This is a genomic window from Parabacteroides sp. FAFU027 (assembly GCF_022808675.1).
Taxonomy (GTDB): Bacteria; Bacteroidota; Bacteroidia; order Bacteroidales; family UBA7332; genus CAXXIC01.
The window spans coordinates 98602-120833 of record NZ_JAKZKV010000007.1; the positions used below are offsets into that span (position 1 = coordinate 98602).

General features: G+C 40.7%; 13 protein-coding genes and 3 tRNA genes. 8 read left to right on the forward strand and 8 right to left on the reverse strand.

The genetic code is table 11. From position 1 onward, the window contains the following. Positions 1–14: 14 nt before the first annotated feature. On the reverse strand, positions 15–1454 hold the full coding sequence (dacB, locus tag MLE17_RS12140; RefSeq protein ID WP_243347020.1) for a D-alanyl-D-alanine carboxypeptidase/D-alanyl-D-alanine-endopeptidase: 1440 nt from the start codon (positions 1452–1454) through the stop codon (positions 15–17). Positions 1455–1608: 154 nt separating this feature from the next. On the opposite strand from dacB, the gene MLE17_RS12145 reads away from it, so the two are divergent. From MLE17_RS12145 to MLE17_RS12165, 5 genes are all read left to right on the forward strand, one after another. Continuing rightward, positions 1609–2766 (forward strand): AI-2E family transporter, encoded by a 1158-nt coding sequence (locus tag MLE17_RS12145; RefSeq protein ID WP_243347022.1) that lies wholly within the window; start codon positions 1609–1611, stop codon positions 2764–2766. Positions 2767–2835: 69 nt separating this feature from the next. Then, a tRNA-Lys gene (locus tag MLE17_RS12150) sits at positions 2836–2908 on the forward strand. A gap of 36 nt (positions 2909–2944) precedes the next feature. After that, positions 2945–3017, forward strand: a tRNA-Lys gene (locus MLE17_RS12155). 12 nt (positions 3018–3029) lie between these two features. Further along, a tRNA-Asp gene (locus MLE17_RS12160) sits at positions 3030–3103 on the forward strand. 199 nt (positions 3104–3302) lie between these two features. Further along, on the forward strand, positions 3303–4397 hold the full coding sequence (locus MLE17_RS12165) for an NAD(P)H-dependent flavin oxidoreductase (RefSeq protein WP_243347025.1): 1095 nt from the start codon (positions 3303–3305) through the stop codon (positions 4395–4397). Between the two features lie 55 nt (positions 4398–4452). Here the strand turns inward: MLE17_RS12165 and MLE17_RS12170 are convergent, their stop codons facing one another. The 3 genes from MLE17_RS12170 to MLE17_RS12180 form a co-directional block, all read right to left on the reverse strand. Then, positions 4453–5265 carry a TPM domain-containing protein gene (locus MLE17_RS12170; protein ID WP_243347026.1) on the reverse strand — a complete coding sequence of 271 codons (813 nt, stop codon included), beginning with the start codon at positions 5263–5265 and terminating at the stop codon, positions 4453–4455. Positions 5266–5278: 13 nt separating this feature from the next. Next, a complete protein-coding gene (locus MLE17_RS12175) occupies positions 5279–5716 on the reverse strand; it encodes a TPM domain-containing protein (protein WP_243347027.1) in 438 nt (145 codons plus the stop codon). 66 nt (positions 5717–5782) lie between these two features. Next, positions 5783–6391: a LemA family protein gene (locus tag MLE17_RS12180; RefSeq protein ID WP_243347028.1), complete on the reverse strand. Its 609-nt coding sequence runs from the start codon at positions 6389–6391 to the stop codon at positions 5783–5785. Between the two features lie 428 nt (positions 6392–6819). On the opposite strand from MLE17_RS12180, the gene MLE17_RS12185 reads away from it, so the two are divergent. Beyond that, a complete protein-coding gene (locus tag MLE17_RS12185) occupies positions 6820–7446 on the forward strand; it encodes a DUF47 domain-containing protein (protein ID WP_243347029.1) in 627 nt (208 codons plus the stop codon). 61 nt (positions 7447–7507) lie between these two features. Continuing rightward, positions 7508–8536 carry an inorganic phosphate transporter gene (locus MLE17_RS12190; RefSeq protein ID WP_243347030.1) on the forward strand — a complete coding sequence of 343 codons (1029 nt, stop codon included), beginning with the start codon at positions 7508–7510 and terminating at the stop codon, positions 8534–8536. A gap of 509 nt (positions 8537–9045) precedes the next feature. On the opposite strand, the gene MLE17_RS12195 is transcribed toward MLE17_RS12190, so the two are convergent. Together MLE17_RS12195 and MLE17_RS12200 are read right to left on the reverse strand one after the other, a co-directional pair. Then, positions 9046–11079 carry a DUF2264 domain-containing protein gene (locus MLE17_RS12195; protein ID WP_243347031.1) on the reverse strand — a complete coding sequence of 678 codons (2034 nt, stop codon included), beginning with the start codon at positions 11077–11079 and terminating at the stop codon, positions 9046–9048. A 24-nt stretch (positions 11080–11103) separates the two neighbouring features. Next, the gene (locus tag MLE17_RS12200; protein ID WP_243347094.1) at positions 11104–12957 is read right to left on the reverse strand and encodes a family 43 glycosylhydrolase; all 1854 of its coding nucleotides are present in this window, start codon (positions 12955–12957) and stop codon (positions 11104–11106) included. Between the two features lie 477 nt (positions 12958–13434). On the opposite strand from MLE17_RS12200, the gene MLE17_RS12205 reads away from it, so the two are divergent. Then, the gene (locus MLE17_RS12205; RefSeq protein ID WP_243347032.1) at positions 13435–17511 is read left to right on the forward strand and encodes a hybrid sensor histidine kinase/response regulator transcription factor; all 4077 of its coding nucleotides are present in this window, start codon (positions 13435–13437) and stop codon (positions 17509–17511) included. A gap of 1318 nt (positions 17512–18829) precedes the next feature. Here the strand turns inward: MLE17_RS12205 and MLE17_RS12210 are convergent. Both MLE17_RS12210 and MLE17_RS12215 read right to left on the reverse strand, forming a co-directional pair. Next, positions 18830–19585 carry a DUF6261 family protein gene (locus tag MLE17_RS12210; RefSeq protein WP_243347033.1) on the reverse strand — a complete coding sequence of 252 codons (756 nt, stop codon included), beginning with the start codon at positions 19583–19585 and terminating at the stop codon, positions 18830–18832. 657 nt (positions 19586–20242) lie between these two features. After that, positions 20243–22111, reverse strand: coding sequence for a P-loop NTPase fold protein (locus MLE17_RS12215; RefSeq protein WP_243347034.1), 1869 nt, complete (start codon positions 22109–22111; stop codon positions 20243–20245). Positions 22112–22232 lie beyond the last annotated feature (121 nt).

Here is a 22232-nt window from a genome sequence, read left to right on the forward strand (position 1 = left end):
CCCGTAAAAGACAATCATAAATCCATCAAAAACTGTTCAATGGCCCTTTTCACGACAGATGTCTGACAGGTGAAAGCATTTACCATTACACAAAAGACATATTCCGAACCATTCTTATTTACTATACCGGCGTATGTTAGCACTCCTTCAAAACTTCCGCTTTTTGCCTTTACTTTCCCTTTTAAAGCTGTATTCGCAAGAAAGCTCTTCAACGTACCATCTTCTCCAGCAATAGCCAATGACCGGACATAACTTTCTTTGTTGTGACTTTGCGTAATCATATAGCGCAACAGATCAACCAGAAAACCGGAGTTAACCCTGTTTGATGGAGCAAGACCACTACCATCATAAATCAATATTTTCCCTGCATTAAGGCCTTTCTTATCCCAGAAAGCTTTTTCGGCTGCAATTCCAGCTGGTAAGGACCCGTCTTTGCTATACCTGGATGCTATAAGTCGCAATAATGCTTCGGCGTAAAAGTTATAGCTTTTCTTATTAGTCACTTTTATAATTTCGCCCAAAGAGTCTGATCTAAAAGTACACAAGATCTCTCCGTTGGGAATTATGGCACTACCCTGCTGCTCTAAAATCCGGCTGGTAGTCTCCTCCCCCGATACTTTCACCCCACGACTTCTTAAATACACGGCCAAAGATTGCACCGCAAATAAAGCCGGATCAGGAACATCCCCCTTTATGAAAAAAAACGATTGATTGGCCGGAACAGAACCATAAATATAACGTTCATGGCAATATGGCATACCATACAGATATGCACTATCTTTATCATTATCTTTTGCTATCAGAAAGTTCTGAAACTTTAGACCTATCACTTTCGGTTCAACACCTACAATCCGGGGACGACTTCCTGCTGCTCCGGTCTTAAATGTCAGCTTATAGCTATTATCCGAATAATTCAACGCTGAAACTCCGGCCGCATAATAGTTCCCCATATCCTCCCAGGGAGTTTTCCATGGCACAATTTCCGTATTATAAAGTCTCTCATCACCGATTATTTTACCGTAAATCTCGCGAATACCGTTACGTTTCAAGGCTGATAAAATAGTATCAAAAAATGCACTTTGTCCCTGAGAGGAATACTGTGCCCCTAAAGTAGGATCACCACTTCCTTTAACGACAATATCTCCGGTCAACACTCCGGCCGAACTGATCTTACCGCTATAATATACCTTGGTTTCAAAACGAAACTCCGGACCAAACATCTCTAACGCTGTAGCAGTCGTAAGCAGTTTCTGTGTAGACGCTGGTGTAAGATTGAGTTGAGAATTATGCGATACAATTGTATTTCCATTACCAACATTCTTAACAGTAACTGAGAGGCCTGCTGATGAAAAACAGTTATTTGAGATAAAATGCTGCAAAGCCTCCGACTTTTGCGCAAATCCACTGAAGAAAAGAAACAATGATGAAACCGTAAGGAGTATTTTTCTGTTCATAAAGAAATAGTGGTCTGATTTTATATTTGAAAAACAATGACAGGAAACTAACCGACTGACAAAAGTATTATTTTTGCAATGAACATCAACATAAGGCGGGGAATTACCTCTTGATTTCTGCATCATATACCACATTTTTCTTATATCCATTATTATGATAGAACTTCGAAAACCATTTACCTTTGACCGGGTTTCGCGAATATTTTTCAGTATAATATTTGCAATAGCTATTATTTATATTCTTATACTGATAAAGGAAGCACTACTCCCATTTCTTATTGCGTGGCTTATTGCATACCTTCTGAACCCATTGGTTGGATTTTTTCAGAATAAGCTTAAGTTCAAAAACAGGATTCTTGCCATCATCGCCACTATTATATTTGCAATATCCATCATAATCGGGGCTTCCTGGCTACTAGCACCATCGGTTACGGATGAAATTTACAAATTAAAACTTTTAATTAATGAATACCAAAACCGCAAAGGGCCAATACCTCTGATTCCGGCTGAATGGACCATTTATTTCAAACATAATATCAGTCTAGATTATCTTCTTTCAGCATTAACAAAGGAAGATATTAAACAATTAATTCAACAGGTCGCCCCCAGATTCTGGGAATTCCTCTCCAGTTCTCTAAACCTGGTCTTGAGTGTACTGGCATCTGTAATCATCCTGCTTTACACCATATTTATTCTGAAAGATTTTGACCGCATCAGTAATGGTTTTATAGAATTATTCCCCGTAAGATACAGAAATCTGGTCGAACAAATCATTTCTGATGTAAGTTACGGTATGAACCGATATTTTCGTGGGCAAGCTCTGGTTTCTCTAATTGTAGGTACTTTGCTGGCGATCGGATTTAAAATCATAGGGATGCCCCTAGGTATTATTATGGGTCTATTGATGGGTTTACTTAACCTTATCCCCTACATGAAATTCGTTGGGCTACTCCCCATTGTCTTTCTTTCTTTGCTAAAAGCGGCAGAAACCAACGAAAGTTTCTGGGTAATTATAGGTCTTGCTTTTTTAGTTATGGCAATCGTGCAAGGCATCGAAGATATGATTATTGTGCCAAACGTAATGGGACGGGTAACCGGACTGAACCCTGCAATCATCCTTCTTTCGCTTTCTATCTGGGGTAGTTTATTAGGTTTGATCGGTCTGATAATTGCACTTCCTGCGACAACTCTTTGCCTGAGTTACTACAAAAGATACATTTTACACGAAATCGATAAAAAAAATCCATCCACCTACGATGCTGATTCCATGACAAATAGAGATATTCAGCACAAAAACCAGGAAAATCTTTAAGCGAAAACATTTGCAGATTAAAAATAAACCCCTACCTTTGCATCGCTTTTGAAAAACAAAGCAACTGATGATTCGCTAGCTCAGCTGGTAGAGCACAACACTTTTAATGTTGGGGTCCTGGGTTCGAACCCCAGGCGGATCACAAAAAACATTTTTTCCTTCTAAAGGAAATCCCGATGATTCGCTAGCTCAGCTGGTAGAGCACAACACTTTTAATGTTGGGGTCCTGGGTTCGAACCCCAGGCGGATCACAAAACTCAAACGGTGTGGTAGTTCAGCTGGTTAGAATACCTGCCTGTCACGCAGGGGGTCGCGGGTTCGAGTCCCGTCCATACCGCAAAAAGCAAGTCGAAAGGCTTGCTTTTTTTGTTTATACAAAAACATTACAGAATAACAAACTGACAAACGTGCTATAAATAACGAATTAACAAGGATTTATCCCCAAATTCAGTTAAAAATCACCCCTTTCAAAAACGGAATCAATACAGGTGATTTTTTATATGTAACTTTGCTCAGTTTATATCTAATCTTAATATATGAATTCATTAAAAATCGGAAACCTAACGGCTCGTGTACCTATTATTCAAGGAGGTATGGGAGTAGGTATTTCATTAAACGGACTTGCATCTGCCGTTGCTAACGAAGGTGGAATCGGTGTTATCTCATGCGCCGGTCTTGGTCTTATCTACAGAAACACTGCTAAAGATTATATGGAAGCGTGCATCTGTGGTCTCAAAGAAGAAATCAGAAAAGCAAAAGAAAAAACATCCGGTATAGTCGGGGTAAACATAATGATGGCTCTTACCAACTTTGCGGATATGGTTAAGACCTCCATTGCGGAAAAAGCTGATATTATTTTTGCCGGAGCAGGACTGCCATTGGATCTTCCCAAATATCGCACTCCCGATTGTACAACCAAGCTGGTTCCTATTGTTTCTTCTGCCAGAGCAGCCAAGCTGATCTGTGACAAATGGAAATCTTTGTACGACTATCTACCCGATATGATCGTGGTGGAAGGCCCTAAAGCTGGTGGTCACCTTGGCTTTAAAAGCGATCAGATTCACGACCCTAACTTCTCTCTGGAGACCTTGATTCCGGAAGTTGTAAAAGAGGTTGCCGTTTTTGAAGAAAAATATGGTGTAGAAATTCCTGTAATTGCTGCCGGTGGTATCTACACAGGTGAAGATATGTACAACATCATGCAGAAAGGCGCTAAAGGCGTTCAAATTGCCAGCCGTTTTGTAACTACTCACGAATGTGATGCTGACGAAAAATTCAAGATGTCATATGTAAAGGCAGATGTAAATGATGTTGAGATCATCCAGAGCCCGGTGGGAATGCCAGGTCGTGCTTTAAAGAATAATTTCCTTGAAAAAGTAAAACAAGGTTTGACCAAACCAAAATCATGCCCTTATCAGTGCTTAAGAACCTGCGACTACCAAAAAAGCCCTTATTGCATCATTGTTGCACTTTACAATGCTTACAAAGGAAATCTGGACAATGGTTATGCATTTGCAGGTAGTAATGCTTATCTTGCACCCAAAATATCATCGGTTAAAGAGACTATCAATGACCTGATGAGCCGTTTTGAAAAAGCAAAAACGGAAACATTAGCAAAAATCAAGAAATAAAGATTGATATACTAAAAGAAAGACCTTCAGTTCATGCTGAAGGTCTTTTTTATATCTACCAGCTACCACCGGCACCTCCTCCACCAAAGTCACCGCCACCGAAACCGCCAAAATCGCCACCGCTATCACTACTACCTCCTCCGGAAAAATTTCCCCAGGAGCCATTATGATTACGATTAGCCATGCCGGCAAGGAAAATCATCGTCCAAAGATCAGGTCCTGAGCTTCCGCCTCCACGACCAGTAAAATCATCATTGCCGCGATTCCCTCTTTTAATCAGCACAATGACGATAATGACAAATATAATGACGACGAGTCCGATTCCTGAGCCTCCTCCTTTTTTAGGACTTTCTGTTTTATACTTGTACTCCCCTTGGGCAACCGGCATAATCACCCGCAATGCACTGACTACACCTCCGAAATAATCATTCCGGCGAAAATAAGGTATCATTTCATTCTCTACAATTCTCTTGCAGATGGCATCCGGCAATGCTCCTTCCAGTCCGTATCCGGTTGCAATAAAGGCTTCGCCCCGGGTTTCATTTTTAGGCTTCAGGAGAATCACGATACCATTATTGCGTTTTGCCTTCCCCACTCCCCATTTCGAACCAATCTGCTGGGCAAAGGTCATTTTATCATAACCACCCAAATCATTAACTGTTACAATAACAATTTCATTGGAGGTGCTATCATTAAATGCGACAAGTGACTGCTCCAACTCCTGTCGTTGTTCATCAGAAAAGATGCCCGCTAAATCATTGACCAACCTTGGCGGATTGGGCTTCGCAGGAATCTGCGCCTGAATGGTTATCGCAAACACCCCAACCAGCATCATCAGGAAAATAGATCTGATATTTCTACGTTTCATTATCTTGTTTATTTTAAATCCCGAATGAAATATCATCAGGCAATTCATTTGTATCATCTTTACGGTATTGGAAATGCTGTTTCAGTAATTTCCCGGCTTCAAGCACTGCAAGTGAAATACCGTCTGTCAGATTGCCCTGAGCAAATTGAGTCCGCATTATCTCTTTTACACTATCCCAGAAATCAGGAGGAACAATGGAATTGATCCCTTTATCTCCTATTACGGCAAACTTTCGGGATTCTACAGCGACATAAATCAATACGCCATTACGTTGTACTGTCTTTTCCATCTCCAATTGATAGAATAGCCAGGCTGCATGATCGAGTACGTCTTCTCTGCAAAATCGTTCGATTCTGACCCGAATCTCACCGGAAGTATCTAATTCAGCCTGCCGAATAGACTCTGTAATTTTATGCTGTTGTTCTTTTGTAAAATAACTGGAAGCTCCCATGTGTTTTTCATTTAGATTTAGTCATGCCGAAACCATTTATTTCAGCATGACAGAATAAATATACTCCTATTTCCCAAAATCAAAACTCACACCCGGAGCCTTTTCCGCACCTGCCTGAGCCTGGAAGTAACCTTTTTTCTCAAAACTGAACATTACAGCCATGATATTTCCCGGAAAATGACGAATTACATTGTTATATCCATTTACTTCGTCATTAAATTTCCCACGTTCAACCGAGATGCGGTTTTCAGTGCCTTCCAGTTGTGCCTGTAACTCAAGAAAGTTCTGGTTTGCCTTGAGCTCAGGATAACGCTCAACTACAACCATCAATCTGCTTAACGCTGAAGATAAACCATCCTGAGCTTTTTGAAAAGCCGCAATATTCGACTCATTCAAATGAGTCGGGTCTATCTTAACAGACGTCGCACTAGCCCTGGCTGCCATTACCTCCTTCAATGTCGATTTTTCAAAATTGGCAGCTCCTTCAACCGTTTTAACAAGATTAGGAATAAGATCAGCGCGGCGTTGATAGACATTTTCTACCTGCGACCAGGCTTTGGCCACAGCTTCATCCTTTGTCACCATACCGTTATAGGTACCCGACATCCATGTTCCCAAAATAAAAATAAGACCAACGATAACAATTAATGCAATCCAACCTTTTGACAGTTTCATAATTCATTCAATTTATAAGTGATTCAAAGCAAATATAATACTAATGCAGCACACTTATGAATAAAATCGACAAAGACGAATAATAGAGGGTTGAATTTTTTATTTTGCAAGATAAGCTCAAGTGGGTTAACCATCCTGTTTCCAGGCTTTAGGCTTCTGATAATCCACGACCTGAATAATAAAGAATGTAAAAAATACGCTGTTAAACATGCGATAAGTCCCCCTTGATGAAACTTCGGACTTCCTGTTGACAAATTCGCAAATGGTTAGCTATAAGGGGTATTTCGAGGGTTCCAGCTTTCATTTTGTCACACATTTTATCAGTTCTGAAAGAGATGTTACAAACCTGTTACAACTTGATTTTATTGATGTTACGAATAAAATACCTATCTTTGATGTCGCTTTTAAAAACCCAAAAACAAAAATTTATGTTACGAGGACTTTTGCCCAAAGAAGGCGCTTTTTTCGATTATTTCGATCAATTGATGGATATCAACAAAAACATCAGTCGTACATTCCTTGAAATGGTCGAAGGAAAGCAAAGCTTTGAATCAGCATCGACAAGTATCAAAAAAATGGAACGTGATGCAGACCGCATCTCACGTGTTTGTCTTGATCTTTTGCACCGTACATTTATTACGCCAATCGATCGTGACGATATCTTTAACCTGGTGAAATGCCTTGACGGTTTTGCCGACAACATTAATTCATCAGCATACCGTTTTGCTAATTATGGTGTGGAAGAAGTACGCAATGAAACTTTTGAATTTGCAAAAGTGATTATTGCTGCAGTTGACGCACTTGACGTTGCGATGCACGGGTTGAAAAACATCAAAAAGAACGATCAGGTTATGCGTGAAAAATGCGTATTGATCCACGATCTTGAAGATGAATCAGACGAAATCAACCGTAAAGCAGTAGCAGCATTGTTTTCACAAAACGATGTAATGATGTTGCTGAAATGGAAATCAATCTTCGAACGTATGGAGCGCGCTGTTGACCGTTTGAATCATGCAGCAAACATCATCGAAACTGTAATCATTGAACAATCATAATCCCCGACTCCTTCATTTTTTTGGAAGAATCAGTTCATTCATTTAACAAAAACAAGAATCTATGGGGTCAATCTTTATAGTCGTATGTATTACTGTTGCCCTGGCGTTGATTTTTGACGTCATCAATGGTTTTCACGATGCGGCTAACTCAATCGCCACGATTGTTTCCACACGCGTGCTTTCGCCGCGCTTTGCCGTGATGTGGGCGGCTTTCTTCAACTTTATTGCAATGTTTATCTTTGCTCCCAAAGTAGCAAACACTATTGCTAAAATCATTAAAATAGACCAAGGCGACAATGCTTTTATTTATGTGGTATTAGCAGGACTGCTTGGAGCTATCATTTGGGACCTTATCACCTGGTGGTACGGACTTCCGGCCAGTTCCTCTCACGCACTGCTTGGAGGTTTGGTGGGTGCAGGACTTGCATATAAAGGCACTTCTGTCATTAACTGGGATGTAGTAACTAAAACAGCTGCTTTTATCCCTATTGCACCACTGGTTGGTGTTGTTTTAGGTTTCTTTGTAATGATAGGAGTAATCTGGTTGGTGCATAAATGGACTCCGAAAAAGGTAGATACAACCTTCCGTGCCGGACAGCTGATATCAGCCGCTCTTTACTCAATCAGCCACGGTGCCAATGATGCCCAGAAAACAATGGGGGTTATTGTTGCTATTCTTGTAGCCGGTAAAATTTACACTCCTGATATTGAGCTTTCTATGGGTAACCAAACACTCTGGATTATTATGGCTTGTCAGGTCGCTATGGCAGCCGGCACCATGATGGGCGGTTGGAAAATTGTAAAAACCATGGGTATGAAACTGACCCAGTTGAAACCTGTTCACGGGTTCTGTGCTGAGTTAGCAGGTTCCTGCTCAATCTTCATCGCTACTCATTTGGGAATTCCGATTTCCACTACTCACACTATTTCCGGTTCTATTATTGGCGTAGGTTCTGTTCAGAATCTGGCTGGTGTAAAATGGGAAACAGCAATCCGTATCGTAGCGGCATGGGTATTAACGATCCCGGCAGCAGGGATTGTTAGTGCATTGGTATTCTGGGGTATCAGAGCTTTACATTGCGGATTCTGATTTTTAGAATCTTCAGGTTTATAAAAAGAACAGCCTTGGCATTGTGTCTATGACATATTGCCAGGGCTGTTTTCATTTGTGATCCTCTGGAAAGATTTGTTTTGCAGCAACGCTATTTTTTCAGCGACCCTCAACCTGATCAAATATTGACTTGAAGTTTATTTGTCAACTAATCATTTTCCAGCTTGAGATACTATCAATTACTCGACAAACGACTATTCTTTGATTTTAGAACGGTTATTTTGGGGCTGATTACTTGCATCACAGTTTGAAAACAACTATTTTTTCGTCAATTATGTGTATCAAGGTTTGAGAGCAATCATTTTTTCGTCAATTAAGTGCGTCACAGGTTTGAGAACGAGTTATTTTTCGTCGATTATGGCATTTCGATTCTGAGAAGAGCTAATTTTTATTCAGCAAAAACATTTCCGGCATTGCTTCAAGTAAAAAACAAAAGCAGAAGAATATCCCCTGCCTTTGTACTATCCATGAATCAAAAATTTACATATTTAAAATACCACCGTTTTAGTTTCTCCCGTTTTTAAGAGTACCTCAATGGTCTGTCCGTCTCCTGACCCGATAATCTTCTTCACCGGATCCAGCTCGTCATTAGTCCACAATTCATTTGCCCTTTTCCAAAGCATCAGAGTGATGTAAACGCCCTTACCCTTGTCACCGGGGATAAAGCGGCCGCAGACATCAATCACGGCACTCTTATCGCTGACCGGATGTAATCCTGAGACTCGAACATTTTGTATTTTCTCCCATCCCTTCAACGGTATCATCGCCAACTGGTACTCGCCATTATTGATGATGCGCACCTGATGTCCGTTTACCTTCCGGCTTTCCTCACGAATCGGTGTATTCAACTCCGGCAGTGCGTAGTGGCCTAAACGCATATCTACGGTATCGGTGCTGATATTCCGATCCACTCGCAAAATGCCATTGGCAAGAGGAATATCCGCCAACTGTAGTTTTACGTTCGGATTTGTCTCTAGGATAACATCACGGTAGTACACTCCGTTTTCAAATTTCCTGAAATCATACAGACGAAGAGCTTCCCATTTGTTTTGTTTGTTTTTAATTACATAGTTCATCGCCACTTCACCGTTTTCACCATCAGCTTGCCAGGGAAAAGCGCTGTTGTAAGAGAGACGGTTGTAATTTTCTGTTGATCTGAACTTCTGCCAGTCGTCTTTTACCTTCTCATGACACCATGCACGTACCTCTGAAGCTCCGATATTCGGATAGTCGGTAATCAGGATATTCGACCCTTTCTCGAATTTATTATAAACCTGACCTATCTGAAGTTCATTTTCCCATGGGCCTTCATTCTCTTTGGCCGTCCAAAAAGGGCTATCGGCCGGAGCTAAAAGTCCCAGAAAAGCTTTTGCCAACCAATATGCACTTCCCCGGCAACTATATATCTGTACAGCCGGTTCGAATGCACCGTAAAAGCCTAAAGTAGGAACTCCGTCTTTGAGGAAACCGGGATTTTGAAAGAACTGGAGCAATACCCCGGAGGCAATCCTGCGCATCCAGCCATAGTTAACATCCGGTTGGTTGTAAAAGCCCATCAATGGAAACGGCACAATGGCTCCGGTACGGTAACAGATACTACGTCCCCACATAATCATTTTGCCATCACGGCTAAAGAGGTAAGGATAATTATCCTTCAGATCATAAAAGTTTTGCTGAAACTGCTTGGCATATTCCGGGTAATTTTTCTTTCCGAAAAACTCCGACCAAAGCGTGCCATACATCTGGAATGCCCACATGCTGTAATAATCGAAAGCCGGGCTATCGTTATACCAACCCTCGCCACGATATGCTTTGAGTGATTTTTGCAAATACTCCTCCAGCAATTTATCATTGACGGTATATCCCTGGCTCTTGAAAAAACTCATTACGAAAATATTGAAGAACTTCCAGTTGGAATCGACAGTAGGGCCATCGCCATAGCTAAGCATGGTCGATGCCAGGGCATCTTTCTGCTCTTTCGACAGAGGCTCCCACAAGATATTGGGGATGGCAAAAAGAGCTACCGAAAGACCACCAAACTCCACCAGTATCTGGCTTGGGCCACCGTTCTTAGAACGGGGTTTGATGTAAGCCGGACTATTCGGATCAATCAGATTCTGAATCTGATGGCGGTAATATTCCCCTACCCGGATTCCATTGATTTCCAGATTAGGATCTTCCTTCAGCAAAGGAGCAGCCACAAAGAGCGTACGGCAAAGACCTTCCAGTTTCTCTGTCGGAATCTGATTGTCATTCTGCGGATAGCTTTTTCCCGGCTGTTTGGGGAATTTCATCGGGTCATCTATCGTTTTGACATAACCGAATGTTCCTTTCAACAGATAAAGAGCGGCATCTTTCCAGTGCTTGCGGGTCATTCCCGTCTTCGGGCTTAAAGCATAATCAGGCTGCTCCAACCAGAAAACATTATCGTTTTCCGGATTAGAAGCAGCCTGATTATTTGCTTGCGCAATTCCCATTGAAAGGAAACCCGCAAGCAAAAATAATTTCAGGTGAAATCTCATTTTCTTATGAATTTGATTGAGACATTAAAAAGTCGGTGTAACTTGTTTGATGGTTCCGTCTTCATTGAACTCCATCTTATCAAGGCAAACTTCGCGGTGGAAACCTGCTGGATCCCCCATTTTGATTCCGTCAGGATATGGGAAACGGTGGTAAACGATATACCATTCGTCTTTTCCAGGAATCTGCAAAACAGAATTATGACCGGTTCCGTAAATTCCTTTTTCCGGAGCTTTAGCAATGACAATATTGTTAGCCGGAATATCCAATGGACCAAGAGGAGACTTAGACATACCGTAACGAACCTTATAGTTCGGGCTGCGGGTATCATCATCCGACCACAAGAAATAGTAAGTGCCTTTTCTGTAGAAAACATAAGTTCCTTCGCGGAAAGTACGGTCAACCTTGATGGTTTTGATTGTCTCTTTTTTGATTGAAACCATGTCTTTGTTCAATTCGGCAACCGCCATATATCCGTTCCCCCAGTAAAGATAACATTTTTTGCTGACTGGATCCTGAAAAACATCCGGGTCAATCTCCTGACCACCTCTTACGCCTGCAGGTCTTTCTGCAACAATCGGTTTGCCTGAATCCTTAAACGGACCGGTTGGATTATCCGCAACTGCTACTCCAATCTTCTGAGCAGCTGTAAAATAATAATAGTATCTATACTTCTTGCCTTTGCCCATTTCAATGATACAGGGAGCCCACGCGTTGCGATTTGCCCAGGAAACATCTTTCTTCAGGTCGAGGATAACTCCTTCATCTTTCCAGTTTTTCAAATCGGAAGATGAGAATGTTTTGAAGTAAGTTCCACTCCATCCGTCAAAGCCATCACTGGTCGGATAAATATAATATTTGCCGGTCTTTTTAGCGTAAAGCACTTCTGGGTCGGCAAAGTAACCGGTTAATACCGGATTATTCTGAGTAAATGTGAAGTTTGCAGGTCTTCCCCATTTTGCAATCAGGGCATTCAGCTCCTGGCGGGTAATAGGCATTACCGTTCCGTGACGTGGATGGAAATCCATAGTCACATCCTGGTCAATTACCGTAAAGTTTGTCAGATCCGAACTTCTGGTAAACTGATATTTTCCTTTCATGTACATATCGTACATCAGGACATAGTCGTTAGTGTTATTCAGTTTAAAGGTTCCGGCTCCTTCTACAGCTTCTGGTGTCTGCTGAAGGTATTTATCATATTCCTCCCATTTTCCGGAAGTCAGATCTTTTGTTGTCGCTCTTTTGATGCCATTGCCGTGGCCTTCGGTTTTATAAAACAGATAAAAGGTAGAGTCTTTATAAACGATATCACCGTCGATACACGATTTCTTATCAGCCGGAACAAACAACGGTTTGGGTTCACCTTCAAGATCGGTAAAATCTTTATTGGCATAAGCATAATAGATGACATCCGGTCCGCCACTATACTGCATTGACCAGTAGATCAGGTATTTCTTTGCATTGGCATCATAAATCGTTTGCGGAGCCCATACGCGTTTCAGGTTTTCCTGCCCCGCATATTTCTTTTGAATATTGATTACAGTCGATTTCCAGTTTACCAGGTTATCAGATTTCAACAATACCATAGCACGGTTGGAATCCCAACCTTTGGCACATACCATATCCGTCGCTACCATGTAGAATGTACCATCTTCGCCACGCAGGATATGCGGATCGCGTACTCCTCCTGTTTCACTGATGGCTGCGGAATTCAGTACGGGCTGATTATTATTCAGCGCATAATAGTTATACCCATTGCTACTGACGGCAAAGTGAATAGACTCGTCGGCTTTGGCATTTCCTGTAAAATAGACAAAAAGATAAGCCACAAAATCTTTCGGCTGTAATGCCGGTAACAATTCTCCAGCGAATGAACTCATTAATTTGCCGGCAAATAATAAGAAAAAGAGAAGCGCTCTTTTCCACTGACCTTTTTTCATGTACGTTAATGATTAATTATAGATTAAATTTGATTCCAACGATAGATTTGAAAACCTGTAAACATTATGCTTTTCTCATCATCAAGCACAACTATTGATATTACAAAATTAGGGCAATTGAATAAAAAGCAAGATACAGTAATTAGTCAGAATAGTACATTATCAGGTCATTTTGTCATTAATCTCAGGGCGAATTATTATTGTAACTGAATTGATCGTCTTCTCCTGATTTATTTTTCGCCAGTTTCATTACATAACACATTATACAACGGAAAAATCTATTCTGTTGCTTGAGTAAGCAGTCGAATATCCCCCGGGGAGTACTTTGTATTAAGCAATTTTCAGAGGCTCAAATCCCGATAACCCCTTATAAATTCGTAATATTGCAGTGAAATTCACCATCACCATTTATTGACCATGATCAGATACAGACTAAGTTTTCTTATTCTTCTTTTAGTTGTATTCTTTCAGAATCTATTTTCTGAGCCCTCCCGTCTCCATTTCGAGAATTTTCCTTACTCAGATAAGCTTCCATCCAACTCTGTCATCCGCATCTTTAACGATAAGGAGGGTTACATGTGGTTTGGGACCAAAGACGGGTTATGCCGTTTTGACGGTTACGATGTGAAAGTATTCCGTTCGAGCGCTTTTACTCCCGGCAAATTGACCAACAATGAAATTCAATGCATTGCCGAAGACAATAATAACCGGATCTGGGTAGGTACGCTGGAAGGTATTAATATTATTGACAAGAAAAGCTATTCGATCACCACGCTCGATAATCCTTATCTTAAAAAAGAACGAATCAACAACCTGGTTATTGATTCTAAAGGCTACATCTGGGTAGCGACATCCAATAACGGGGTATTGTGTTTTGAACCCAATTCAGAACATTACATCCGGTATTCCACCGATGCAAACTCTCCTTTAAAGTTAAAATACAACTCAGTCAGCCAGATTTTCGAAGACCGTGCGAGTCGCATCTGGCTCTCAACCTGGAAAGGCGGGGCTTGCTGGATAGACAAATCGAGAAAGAAGATCTCATTTGCCCCTCAAATAGGTGCATCTAATAATCCGTTCCGCATTATGCAGGATAAGAGCGGACTCTACTGGGTCTGTACCTGGGGCGACGGCATTTTCAATATGACAGTCGATGCGGCTAACAGAATCACGGTTCGCCCTTTGCCGGTCTCAGCCCAATCGTCTAAAAAGGTAGATGATATTGTATATAGTATCGTTCAGGACGACAAGTACGGATACATCTGGGCTATCACATTCAATGGTTTAATCCTTATTTCCAAAGATAACGCGAATTCCTACGTCGTATCTGATGCAGATAAGTTTTTCACCTCCTCTTCCAATAAACTATTTCACGAAATCATCAAAGACCGGAAGGGCAATTTGTGGCTCGGTTCTGTTGGTGATGGTCTGTTTAAGCTCGACTTCAATAAGCTTGTCATCAACAACTATCCGTTGAGCGAGTTTATCAGCAGTTACAATTTCGCCCCTTATATCACCCGTTTTTGCGAACTACCATCTGGCGAAATCTATATTGTAGCCAACCGGATCGGTTTGTTCCAGTTTGATTTGAAAAGCGGCAATATCAAACGTCCCGCCAACACTGTTGCCAAAAACATGAGAAGCATCAGTGCTTTGAAATACATCTCAAAAAACAATGAAATCTGGATGGCAAATGAAGGGGATAACTACATCCAGACATTCCGTAAAAGCAGCTCCGGAGATTTGGATTATGTAAAAACCTTGCCTCTGGATAAAACACACTCCTCTGAAAATAGTATTTCAACGCTTTACGAAGACTCTCGTGGAAATGTATGGATCGGATCAAACCGTGGGCTTTTTATTCAGTCAGGTAATGCCGATATCCGAAAAATGTCGCCCGGGTTAGAGTTTGTAAATACCATTTGCGAAGACAAAGAGAAGAACATCTGGGTGGGAACCGAAAAAGAGGGCGTCTATATATTTCACCCACAGAATCAGGGTGGGAAAATAACCTACACCTCATCCCGGTTAAACCTGACCATAGATAACTACCAAAGCCTGAGCGTACAAAGCATCTGCTGTACGAAAAACGGCGATATCTATATCGGAACAAAAGAGGGATGTATCTACTTTTACAATGCCAAAGAGCATACCGCTACCGATATCAGCGGTCTTTACGGCATTACCGAAGAGGGAATCATGGATATTCTGGAAGATGATTTCGGCATGCTTTGGATTACTTCGGTGAAAAAAATCATCAAGTACAATCCGCAAACCCATACTGCGACCTATTTTTCCAATTCTGACGGGATGCTGATCTCTTCCTTTTACAAAGACTCACATCTGAAACTCAAATCAGGCCAAATCCTCTATGGTGGAAATAACGGTATCTGCGCCTTCAATCCGGCCAGCCACATCAACCCTTCTCACTCAAGTAAACAACAGGTGGCATTGACAGATATCCTGATTCAGAATAAATCAATCTTTGACGATACCGATTTCCAGCATTTCAACGCACGTAAAAACAGAGTTGTACTGAAAAGCGACGAAAGTAACCTGAGTATTGAGTTCTCGGCTCTTGACATCGCATCAGCAGGGAAAATTCAGTATGCTTACATGCTTTCAGGCGTTGATAAAGACTGGACTTATGTTGGAAATAACCGCCGCTTCGTCAACTATGCCAACCTCCCTACCGGAACTTATACGTTTCTGGTAAAAGCCTGTGATGAAAACGGCATCTGGAGTGATAAAGTTACCTCGCTGGAGATCAAAATCCTTCCCCCGGCTTACAAAACATGGTGGGCGTATCTGATCTACCTGGCACTGCTGGGTGCTGCGGCTTATTTTATGTCAAGAATGGTGGTTAACCGTATCCGCCTCCGTAACGAACTGAAGATTTCCAACATCGAGAAGCTGAAGTCGGAAGAGCTGGCGCAAATCAAGCTGCGCTACTTTACCAATATCTCCCACGAACTGCTGACGCCGTTAACAATCATCATGCTGATTATCGAAGGGCTGCAAAAACGCTACAAAAGCGACTCTGCGCAGTTTGATATTATGAAGGCAAATGCCAACCGCCTGAAAAGATTGATTCAGCAGATTCTTATTTTCCGGAAAACAGAAAGCGGAAATATGAAGCTGAAGATTCAGGAGAGCGATGTGATTGCATTTGTCAATAGCATTTGCCAGTCCAACTTCCAACCGTTGACGGTAGAGAAGAATATCAAATTCTCCATTATCTCGGACGAGCAGAGCTACATGGCCTACTTCGACCCGGATAAGCTGGATAAGATTCTCTACAACCTGCTGTCAAATGCCTTTAAATATACGCCAAACGGTGGTGAGATTGCTGTTAAGATGAGCTTCATTCCCCGGATGGAGGATGTTATCCTCCGCCTCTCCGTTTCAGATAATGGAGCAGGTATTGCCGAGGAAGATATTCCGCATATCTTTAAGCGCTTTTACATCAGTAGCGCTTCTGACCAGAGCCAGAGTCACGGTATCGGATTGGCATTAACCTACGATCTTATCCAGTTGCATAAAGGAAATATCGAAGTGAAAAGCCAGTTGGGCGAAGGGGCTGTATTTACCTTTGAAATCCCGGTATCGAGAGAATCCTACTCCGACGATGAGATTTATGTAGAGGAAGAACCTCAGGAGACAATCCCGGCGGTACCCGAACTCACCGGACACGATGATGTGATCCTGACTCCGGAGCAACAGGAAACTCAGGAGAACCAGACAATCCTGGTAGTGGAAGACAATCGCGAGCTGAACACGTTGATTGTTGAGAACTTCCGTCCGAAATACAATGTCCTCTCTGCCGAAAACGGGGTGCAGGCATTGGAACTCCTGAAAGAAAACGAGGTGGACCTGATCATCAGCGATATCATGATGCCGGAGATGGACGGACTCTCCTTCTGCAAGCTGGTGAAGAACGACATCTCCACCAGCCACATCAATATGCTGATGCTGACGGCGAAAAACAGTATCGAGGATCGTATCGAATGTTACAATGCCGGTGCTGATGCTTATATTTCCAAGCCATTTGAACTCCGTGTACTCGATGCCCGTGCCGAAAACCTGATCAGCCGGAGAAGACAGAAGAATGTTTCCTTCCAAAGTAACCAGGATATCAACATCACCGAAATGGAATACGGTTCCATCGACGAGACCTTCCTGCAACAGGCGGTGAAAGCGGTAGAGGATAAACTGGCGGATATCGCTTTCGACTTCGACCAGTTTGCCATCGATATGGGGACTTCCAAATCGACCCTGCACCGTAAGCTGAAATCATTGACAGGATTGTCACCCGGCGAATTTATCCGCAATATCCGCCTGAAGCACGCCGCAAAAATGCTGGTCAACCACGTGGGTAATATCTCGGATATCGCTTATGCGGTAGGATTTAATGACCCGAAATACTTCAGTCGCTGCTTCAAGACTGAATTTGGTCTTACTCCGAAAGAGTATATCGATTCTCACAAAGCATAATAGCAAAGCCGCCGGATGGTTGTCCGGCGGCTTTGTTTTTGGGGGTTATCGTAAGAATAAAAGGATAATCTTAGCTGAAATGTAGAGGTGAGTGGTATCAAAACTGTTTTAAGTTTTCAAACTATCAATATCCAATACAACTTACATTTCTCTATTACGCGTCAAGCGGCCTGAAGCCGCTGATCGCTAGCACACACCGAACAGCGGCTTCAGGCCGCTTGTCGGATTACTCCAACTAATAATAATGCTAACGCAAAGACAATCATAAAGACACCACATATTTTCATCCATATTGCATTAGACTTACTCTTTAATATGTTGTAGAATTTTGAGCCCTCTTCATATCTGGCTAACAAGACAAATTTTGAAATTGTCTTGTTAGTATTAAAGATAAAATTATATCCCAATACAAAGCAGACAATAGAGAATGGTAATAGTAATACAAACTTGATCATAATTATTTCTCCCCTTTTAGAACTCCAATTCAACCTTTAGGCATTCATTTAATCTAGATACACCTCAATTATTTATCCAAAATAGTATTGTCCCTTTCTGAATCACTTCTTATATCTATTTTAAGCCCTTTCAATTGTAAATATTTCAAAACACTCATAATTCGTCTTGGTCTAAAACAAGAAAATGAATTGGAATAATTAATCCTATCTGATGTAGTTAATAAACCTATTACTGCACCTCTATACCTTACAACTGGGCAATAAACAACACTTCTGATAATCATATAATCTATTCTTCTTTTTCGATTAAATAAACGAAGAGGATAACAGACCTCGATATAATCATCATTTAGAGTAAAGATATTCAGAGTGAAAAGAGAACTTATATATCCCATTATTACAAAGCTAAACAACCATAATAATAGGCTATTAAGAAACAAGCTAATAATAGCCGAAATGATTAAACATATCACTATTGAATCTATAAACGATGAAATATTAGAGAAACGTCTATCGTTTCTATTTACACTTCTTATCATATTATTTATGGTGTTATAATGTCTCTCATTTTCAAATCTTCCGAATCAGCACTCAGTGCCTGGGTCAAGTTTGAGCACAACGGGAACCTGGACTCAAAATTAATACAGTTTCTAAACTGCCAGCTCTGATCCTAAGAAATAATCTTCAAGATTGCTGGCACACACCGAACAGCGGCTTCAGGCCGCTTGTCGGATGGATAGAAATTGAAAAACTGAGCCTGATGTTACATGAAAAACCTCCAGGGTTTTAGAAACCTTGGAGGTTTAGCAACTATCGTAATTTTTCCAGAGTTTGAAACTTTGAAAAGTTATCTTAGCTAATTATCAATTCACGCTTCCCTTAGCTTCTTCTGTCGCTTTGTCTTTCACGCCCTGGCTACGTGCCAGCTGATTGGCATAATAACTGCGGGCTTCATTGATCAACTCCAGCACTTTGACAAATTCCGGGGTATCCAGTGCATTGTCCATCGACACGATGTATTGCGTCGTCTCGTTATAGAGGGAGTATAACTCCTTGCGCAGCAGCTTGGCATTGTATGACACCGTGGCGGCTTCCACTACCAGTCGATTGCCAAACAATGACTTGAATGCCTCATTGGTCTCTTTCACACGGGTCACGTAACGGCCCATGCCCAACAATTCGACTTTCGCCTTGTACGCGTCACTCTCCAACGCTTCAACCATTTTATCCAATCCCAGACTCTCAGCCTCATACTTCTCTTCCGTAATTCCTTTGTAGGTATTCATCAGGATAGAGAGACTGTGTGCTGCCTCCACTTCAGCCGCATCATCCGATTTGGAATGCAGGCTGATGGCCGATATGATAACCGATACTGACTTATCACGGCTACCATCGGCTGCTGCGATTTTAGCTGACTCTTCATTGACTTGCACCTGTAACAGTGCTTTTTCATAAGTTGCCTCACTGGCGTTTAAGCGGGTGAGGTAATCTTTTAACGGCTCGTTGGTAATCAGAGCCGGATCGAGCGTTGCGATATCGCTCAGGTGCCGTCTGATAAGCTGCCCGGCATCGAGGTTAGGCAGACCCGCCAAGCGGAGTGGTTCTAGTTGATACTTCATAAAGAAAAGTTTTAATGTGGTAAAATACGTGGCTCAATTTGGGAATTTTATTTGAAACATTAAACACACAAAGGGGAATAATTTAACCACAAATTAAACATTTAGAATCACTCCAAACAACAATCAACCTCAATATAACAGTACATAAGACCCCATTTACAGACTTAAACGACAGTGCGGGAATCCTTGCATAATGCCTCCACAAAGAGATTCCTGCTTTTTAGCAAGAGAATGCTTCATTGGATGTACTCTCTGTCTCAACCAGACTCTTTCGCACGTTTTTTCGTAATGAAAAATCAGGAATAATTGCCGGAAACTCAGTTTCCAATCAGGACTGAGGTCAGTTTGACCTGGAAACTCAGTTTCCAACAAGAACCAGGCTCAGTTCTACCTGGAAACTGAGTTTCTAACGAGAACGGAGCTCGGTTCTGCCCGGAAACTCAGTTTCTGATAAGAACCGAGGTCAGTTCTGCCTGGAAACTGAGTTTCTGACAAGAACCGACCTCGGTTGGGGCTGGAAACTGAGTTTCCAGGGGGTGGTGAGGGGGAGCTGGAAACTGAGTTTCCGGGGAGAATAGCGTAATCCTTTCTGAGGGTTGGAACTTTGGAATCAAGGACAAATATTTAATTCCTATAATACTCACAAATAAGTCAATGTTAAGACTCTATTTTATCATGCAACTCTTTTTGGAACTTTTCAAACAAATAGTAACCTATTCCTTTTTTCTCCAAGGACTTACTTTTACGATCAATCTTATTTTTAAGTATAGTAAGGAAATCTCTTTCTGCCAGAATTAGTTCTGGTGGAACTTCATAGTAACGGCTAAGTAAAAATAGACGAATCTCATATCGCATATGATTGTCAGCATTAAGAAATAATCTATAAAACTTATCTGGGCTGAAATATGACAAAATCGGCTTATACAGAATTCTCACTCCAGAAAGTAATATTTGATTGTTAAACAGTTCTTGCTTGAATGCATAAAAATCCGTATAACACAACTCTTCCAATCGTTTGGCCTCAAGTTTTAATTGTTTTTCTTCAAGCCTTTGATTAATTTCTAAAGCAACAGCCCTTATTCGATGCAGTCTTTCTTTATTTTGCGCTTGATCATCAATACTTAAGAATACATTCAAATTTGGCACATATTCATTTTTATATCTCTTTACTCCATTAATTACACGTTTCTCTAGTCTATCTAAATTATATCCTATTGGATTACCAAAAGTAGAAGCGAAATAAAAAACAGTAAGATAATCTTTTATATTATACGCACCTAAATCAACATATTTCATTAACTCGATGACTAAATTCTTATAATCGGCATCTGATATTGAGAAAACCGAAGGGTAACTCAGCATATTAAAGAGCTCATATTGAGGTAATATTTTATCGTCTAAAATATTGTATTTCTCTTCCAATTCTTTTCTCAGTTTATTAAAAGAGAAAATTTCACCTCCTGTCAGAAAACTATAAACAGAATCATAGAAATGATAATCTAAATCGGAATAAAATCTTTGGATAAACATCTCACAATATGTTTTCTCCTTTTCAACTTCTTCGACTTGTTCATTTTGTATTCCATTATACATTATCCTGCCCAAAACCATATGAATTCCATCTGAATCCAAATCATTTCGTCTTTGATAAGTTATTTTTCCTTCTTTGTATTCAATAGAAATTACAATAGTAAATTTGAGCAAAGCCTCCATTATCTCCTTCTCTTTTGATCTAAGAATGTGCTGCTTATCAATATTGATTTCAAATTTAGAGAATATACTTTGAAAATACGAGAGCGCAAAAATGAGTGTTCTCAGATTGGTAGAATACGGAGAAAAGACTTTAAGAATATAGTCTTTATGGGTTTCCAGAAAAGATTTATATTTTGGAGATCCTTCAAACTTAGCAGAAATAATACTGTCATAGATTGCATTCAAATCCTGAACAAACTCAATACAATTACCTATAACTTTTTCTTTTAGAACATGGTATCTCTCGTGATCAATTTTACCTTCATTTGCTATAATCAGTATCTTCACATTCTCATTCTCTACTAATGAGTTCACAAAACCGATAAACTCTTCAAGTTTTAACGACTCACTAATTCGCTCAAGATCATCAAAACAAATTACCAGCTCATCAAAACTTATCCATTCCTCTTTTTTTATTTCAATATCAGAAGCTATTTCATAACATCCATCTAATTGCTTCAACTTTGAAATCCCCTTAATCAATGATTTAAAAATACTTGCACCTAGCTTTACAGCTTTATTCTTTAGCAAAGGATAAATTGAAAGAAATATTTCTGACTGTATCTGTTCTACCGATTTTAAGCCAAACAAAGAAATATGAATGGGCTTATATTTCTTTGTTTGGTTACAATAAACAGATGTATCTGATATTTGACAATGAAGTGTGTTTTTAAAATAGAATGTCTTTCCTGTTCCCCATTCACCTGTAATCATCAATGCGTGATTGGTGTCAGAGCTGAGATAAAACTTAAGGATATCATCTAGTTGCTGCATAATAGTTGATTTGGATTAAATCTTGAATACGTGGTTATACTCTCCAAATTTACGATTATTGTTATCAAAAATCAATACTTCCGGAATCCACACAATCCGAAAAATAAAAAGCCACATCTAC

What these genes read in the sequence shown, in the direction of transcription:
- MLE17_RS12145 (WP_243347022.1), top strand. Translation starts at nt 1,609, where the DNA reads ATGATAGAACTTCGAAAACCATTTACCTTTGACCGGGTTTCGCGAATA.
- MLE17_RS12165 (WP_243347025.1), top strand. Translation starts at nt 3,303, where the DNA reads ATGAATTCATTAAAAATCGGAAACCTAACGGCTCGTGTACCTATTATT.
- MLE17_RS12175 (WP_243347027.1), bottom strand. Translation starts at nt 5,716, where the DNA reads ATGGGAGCTTCCAGTTATTTTACAAAAGAACAACAGCATAAAATTACA.
- MLE17_RS12205 (WP_243347032.1), top strand. Translation starts at nt 13,435, where the DNA reads ATGATCAGATACAGACTAAGTTTTCTTATTCTTCTTTTAGTTGTATTC.
- MLE17_RS12200 (WP_243347094.1), bottom strand. Translation starts at nt 12,957, where the DNA reads ATGAGTTCATTCGCTGGAGAATTGTTACCGGCATTACAGCCGAAAGAT.
- MLE17_RS12180 (WP_243347028.1), bottom strand. Translation starts at nt 6,391, where the DNA reads ATGAAACTGTCAAAAGGTTGGATTGCATTAATTGTTATCGTTGGTCTT.
- MLE17_RS12170 (WP_243347026.1), bottom strand. Translation starts at nt 5,265, where the DNA reads ATGAAACGTAGAAATATCAGATCTATTTTCCTGATGATGCTGGTTGGG.
- MLE17_RS12195 (WP_243347031.1), bottom strand. Translation starts at nt 11,079, where the DNA reads ATGAGATTTCACCTGAAATTATTTTTGCTTGCGGGTTTCCTTTCAATG.
- MLE17_RS12210 (WP_243347033.1), bottom strand. Translation starts at nt 19,585, where the DNA reads ATGAAGTATCAACTAGAACCACTCCGCTTGGCGGGTCTGCCTAACCTC.
- dacB (WP_243347020.1), bottom strand. Translation starts at nt 1,454, where the DNA reads ATGAACAGAAAAATACTCCTTACGGTTTCATCATTGTTTCTTTTCTTC.
- MLE17_RS12215 (WP_243347034.1), bottom strand. Translation starts at nt 22,111, where the DNA reads ATGCAGCAACTAGATGATATCCTTAAGTTTTATCTCAGCTCTGACACC.
- MLE17_RS12185 (WP_243347029.1), top strand. Translation starts at nt 6,820, where the DNA reads ATGTTACGAGGACTTTTGCCCAAAGAAGGCGCTTTTTTCGATTATTTC.
- MLE17_RS12190 (WP_243347030.1), top strand. Translation starts at nt 7,508, where the DNA reads ATGGGGTCAATCTTTATAGTCGTATGTATTACTGTTGCCCTGGCGTTG.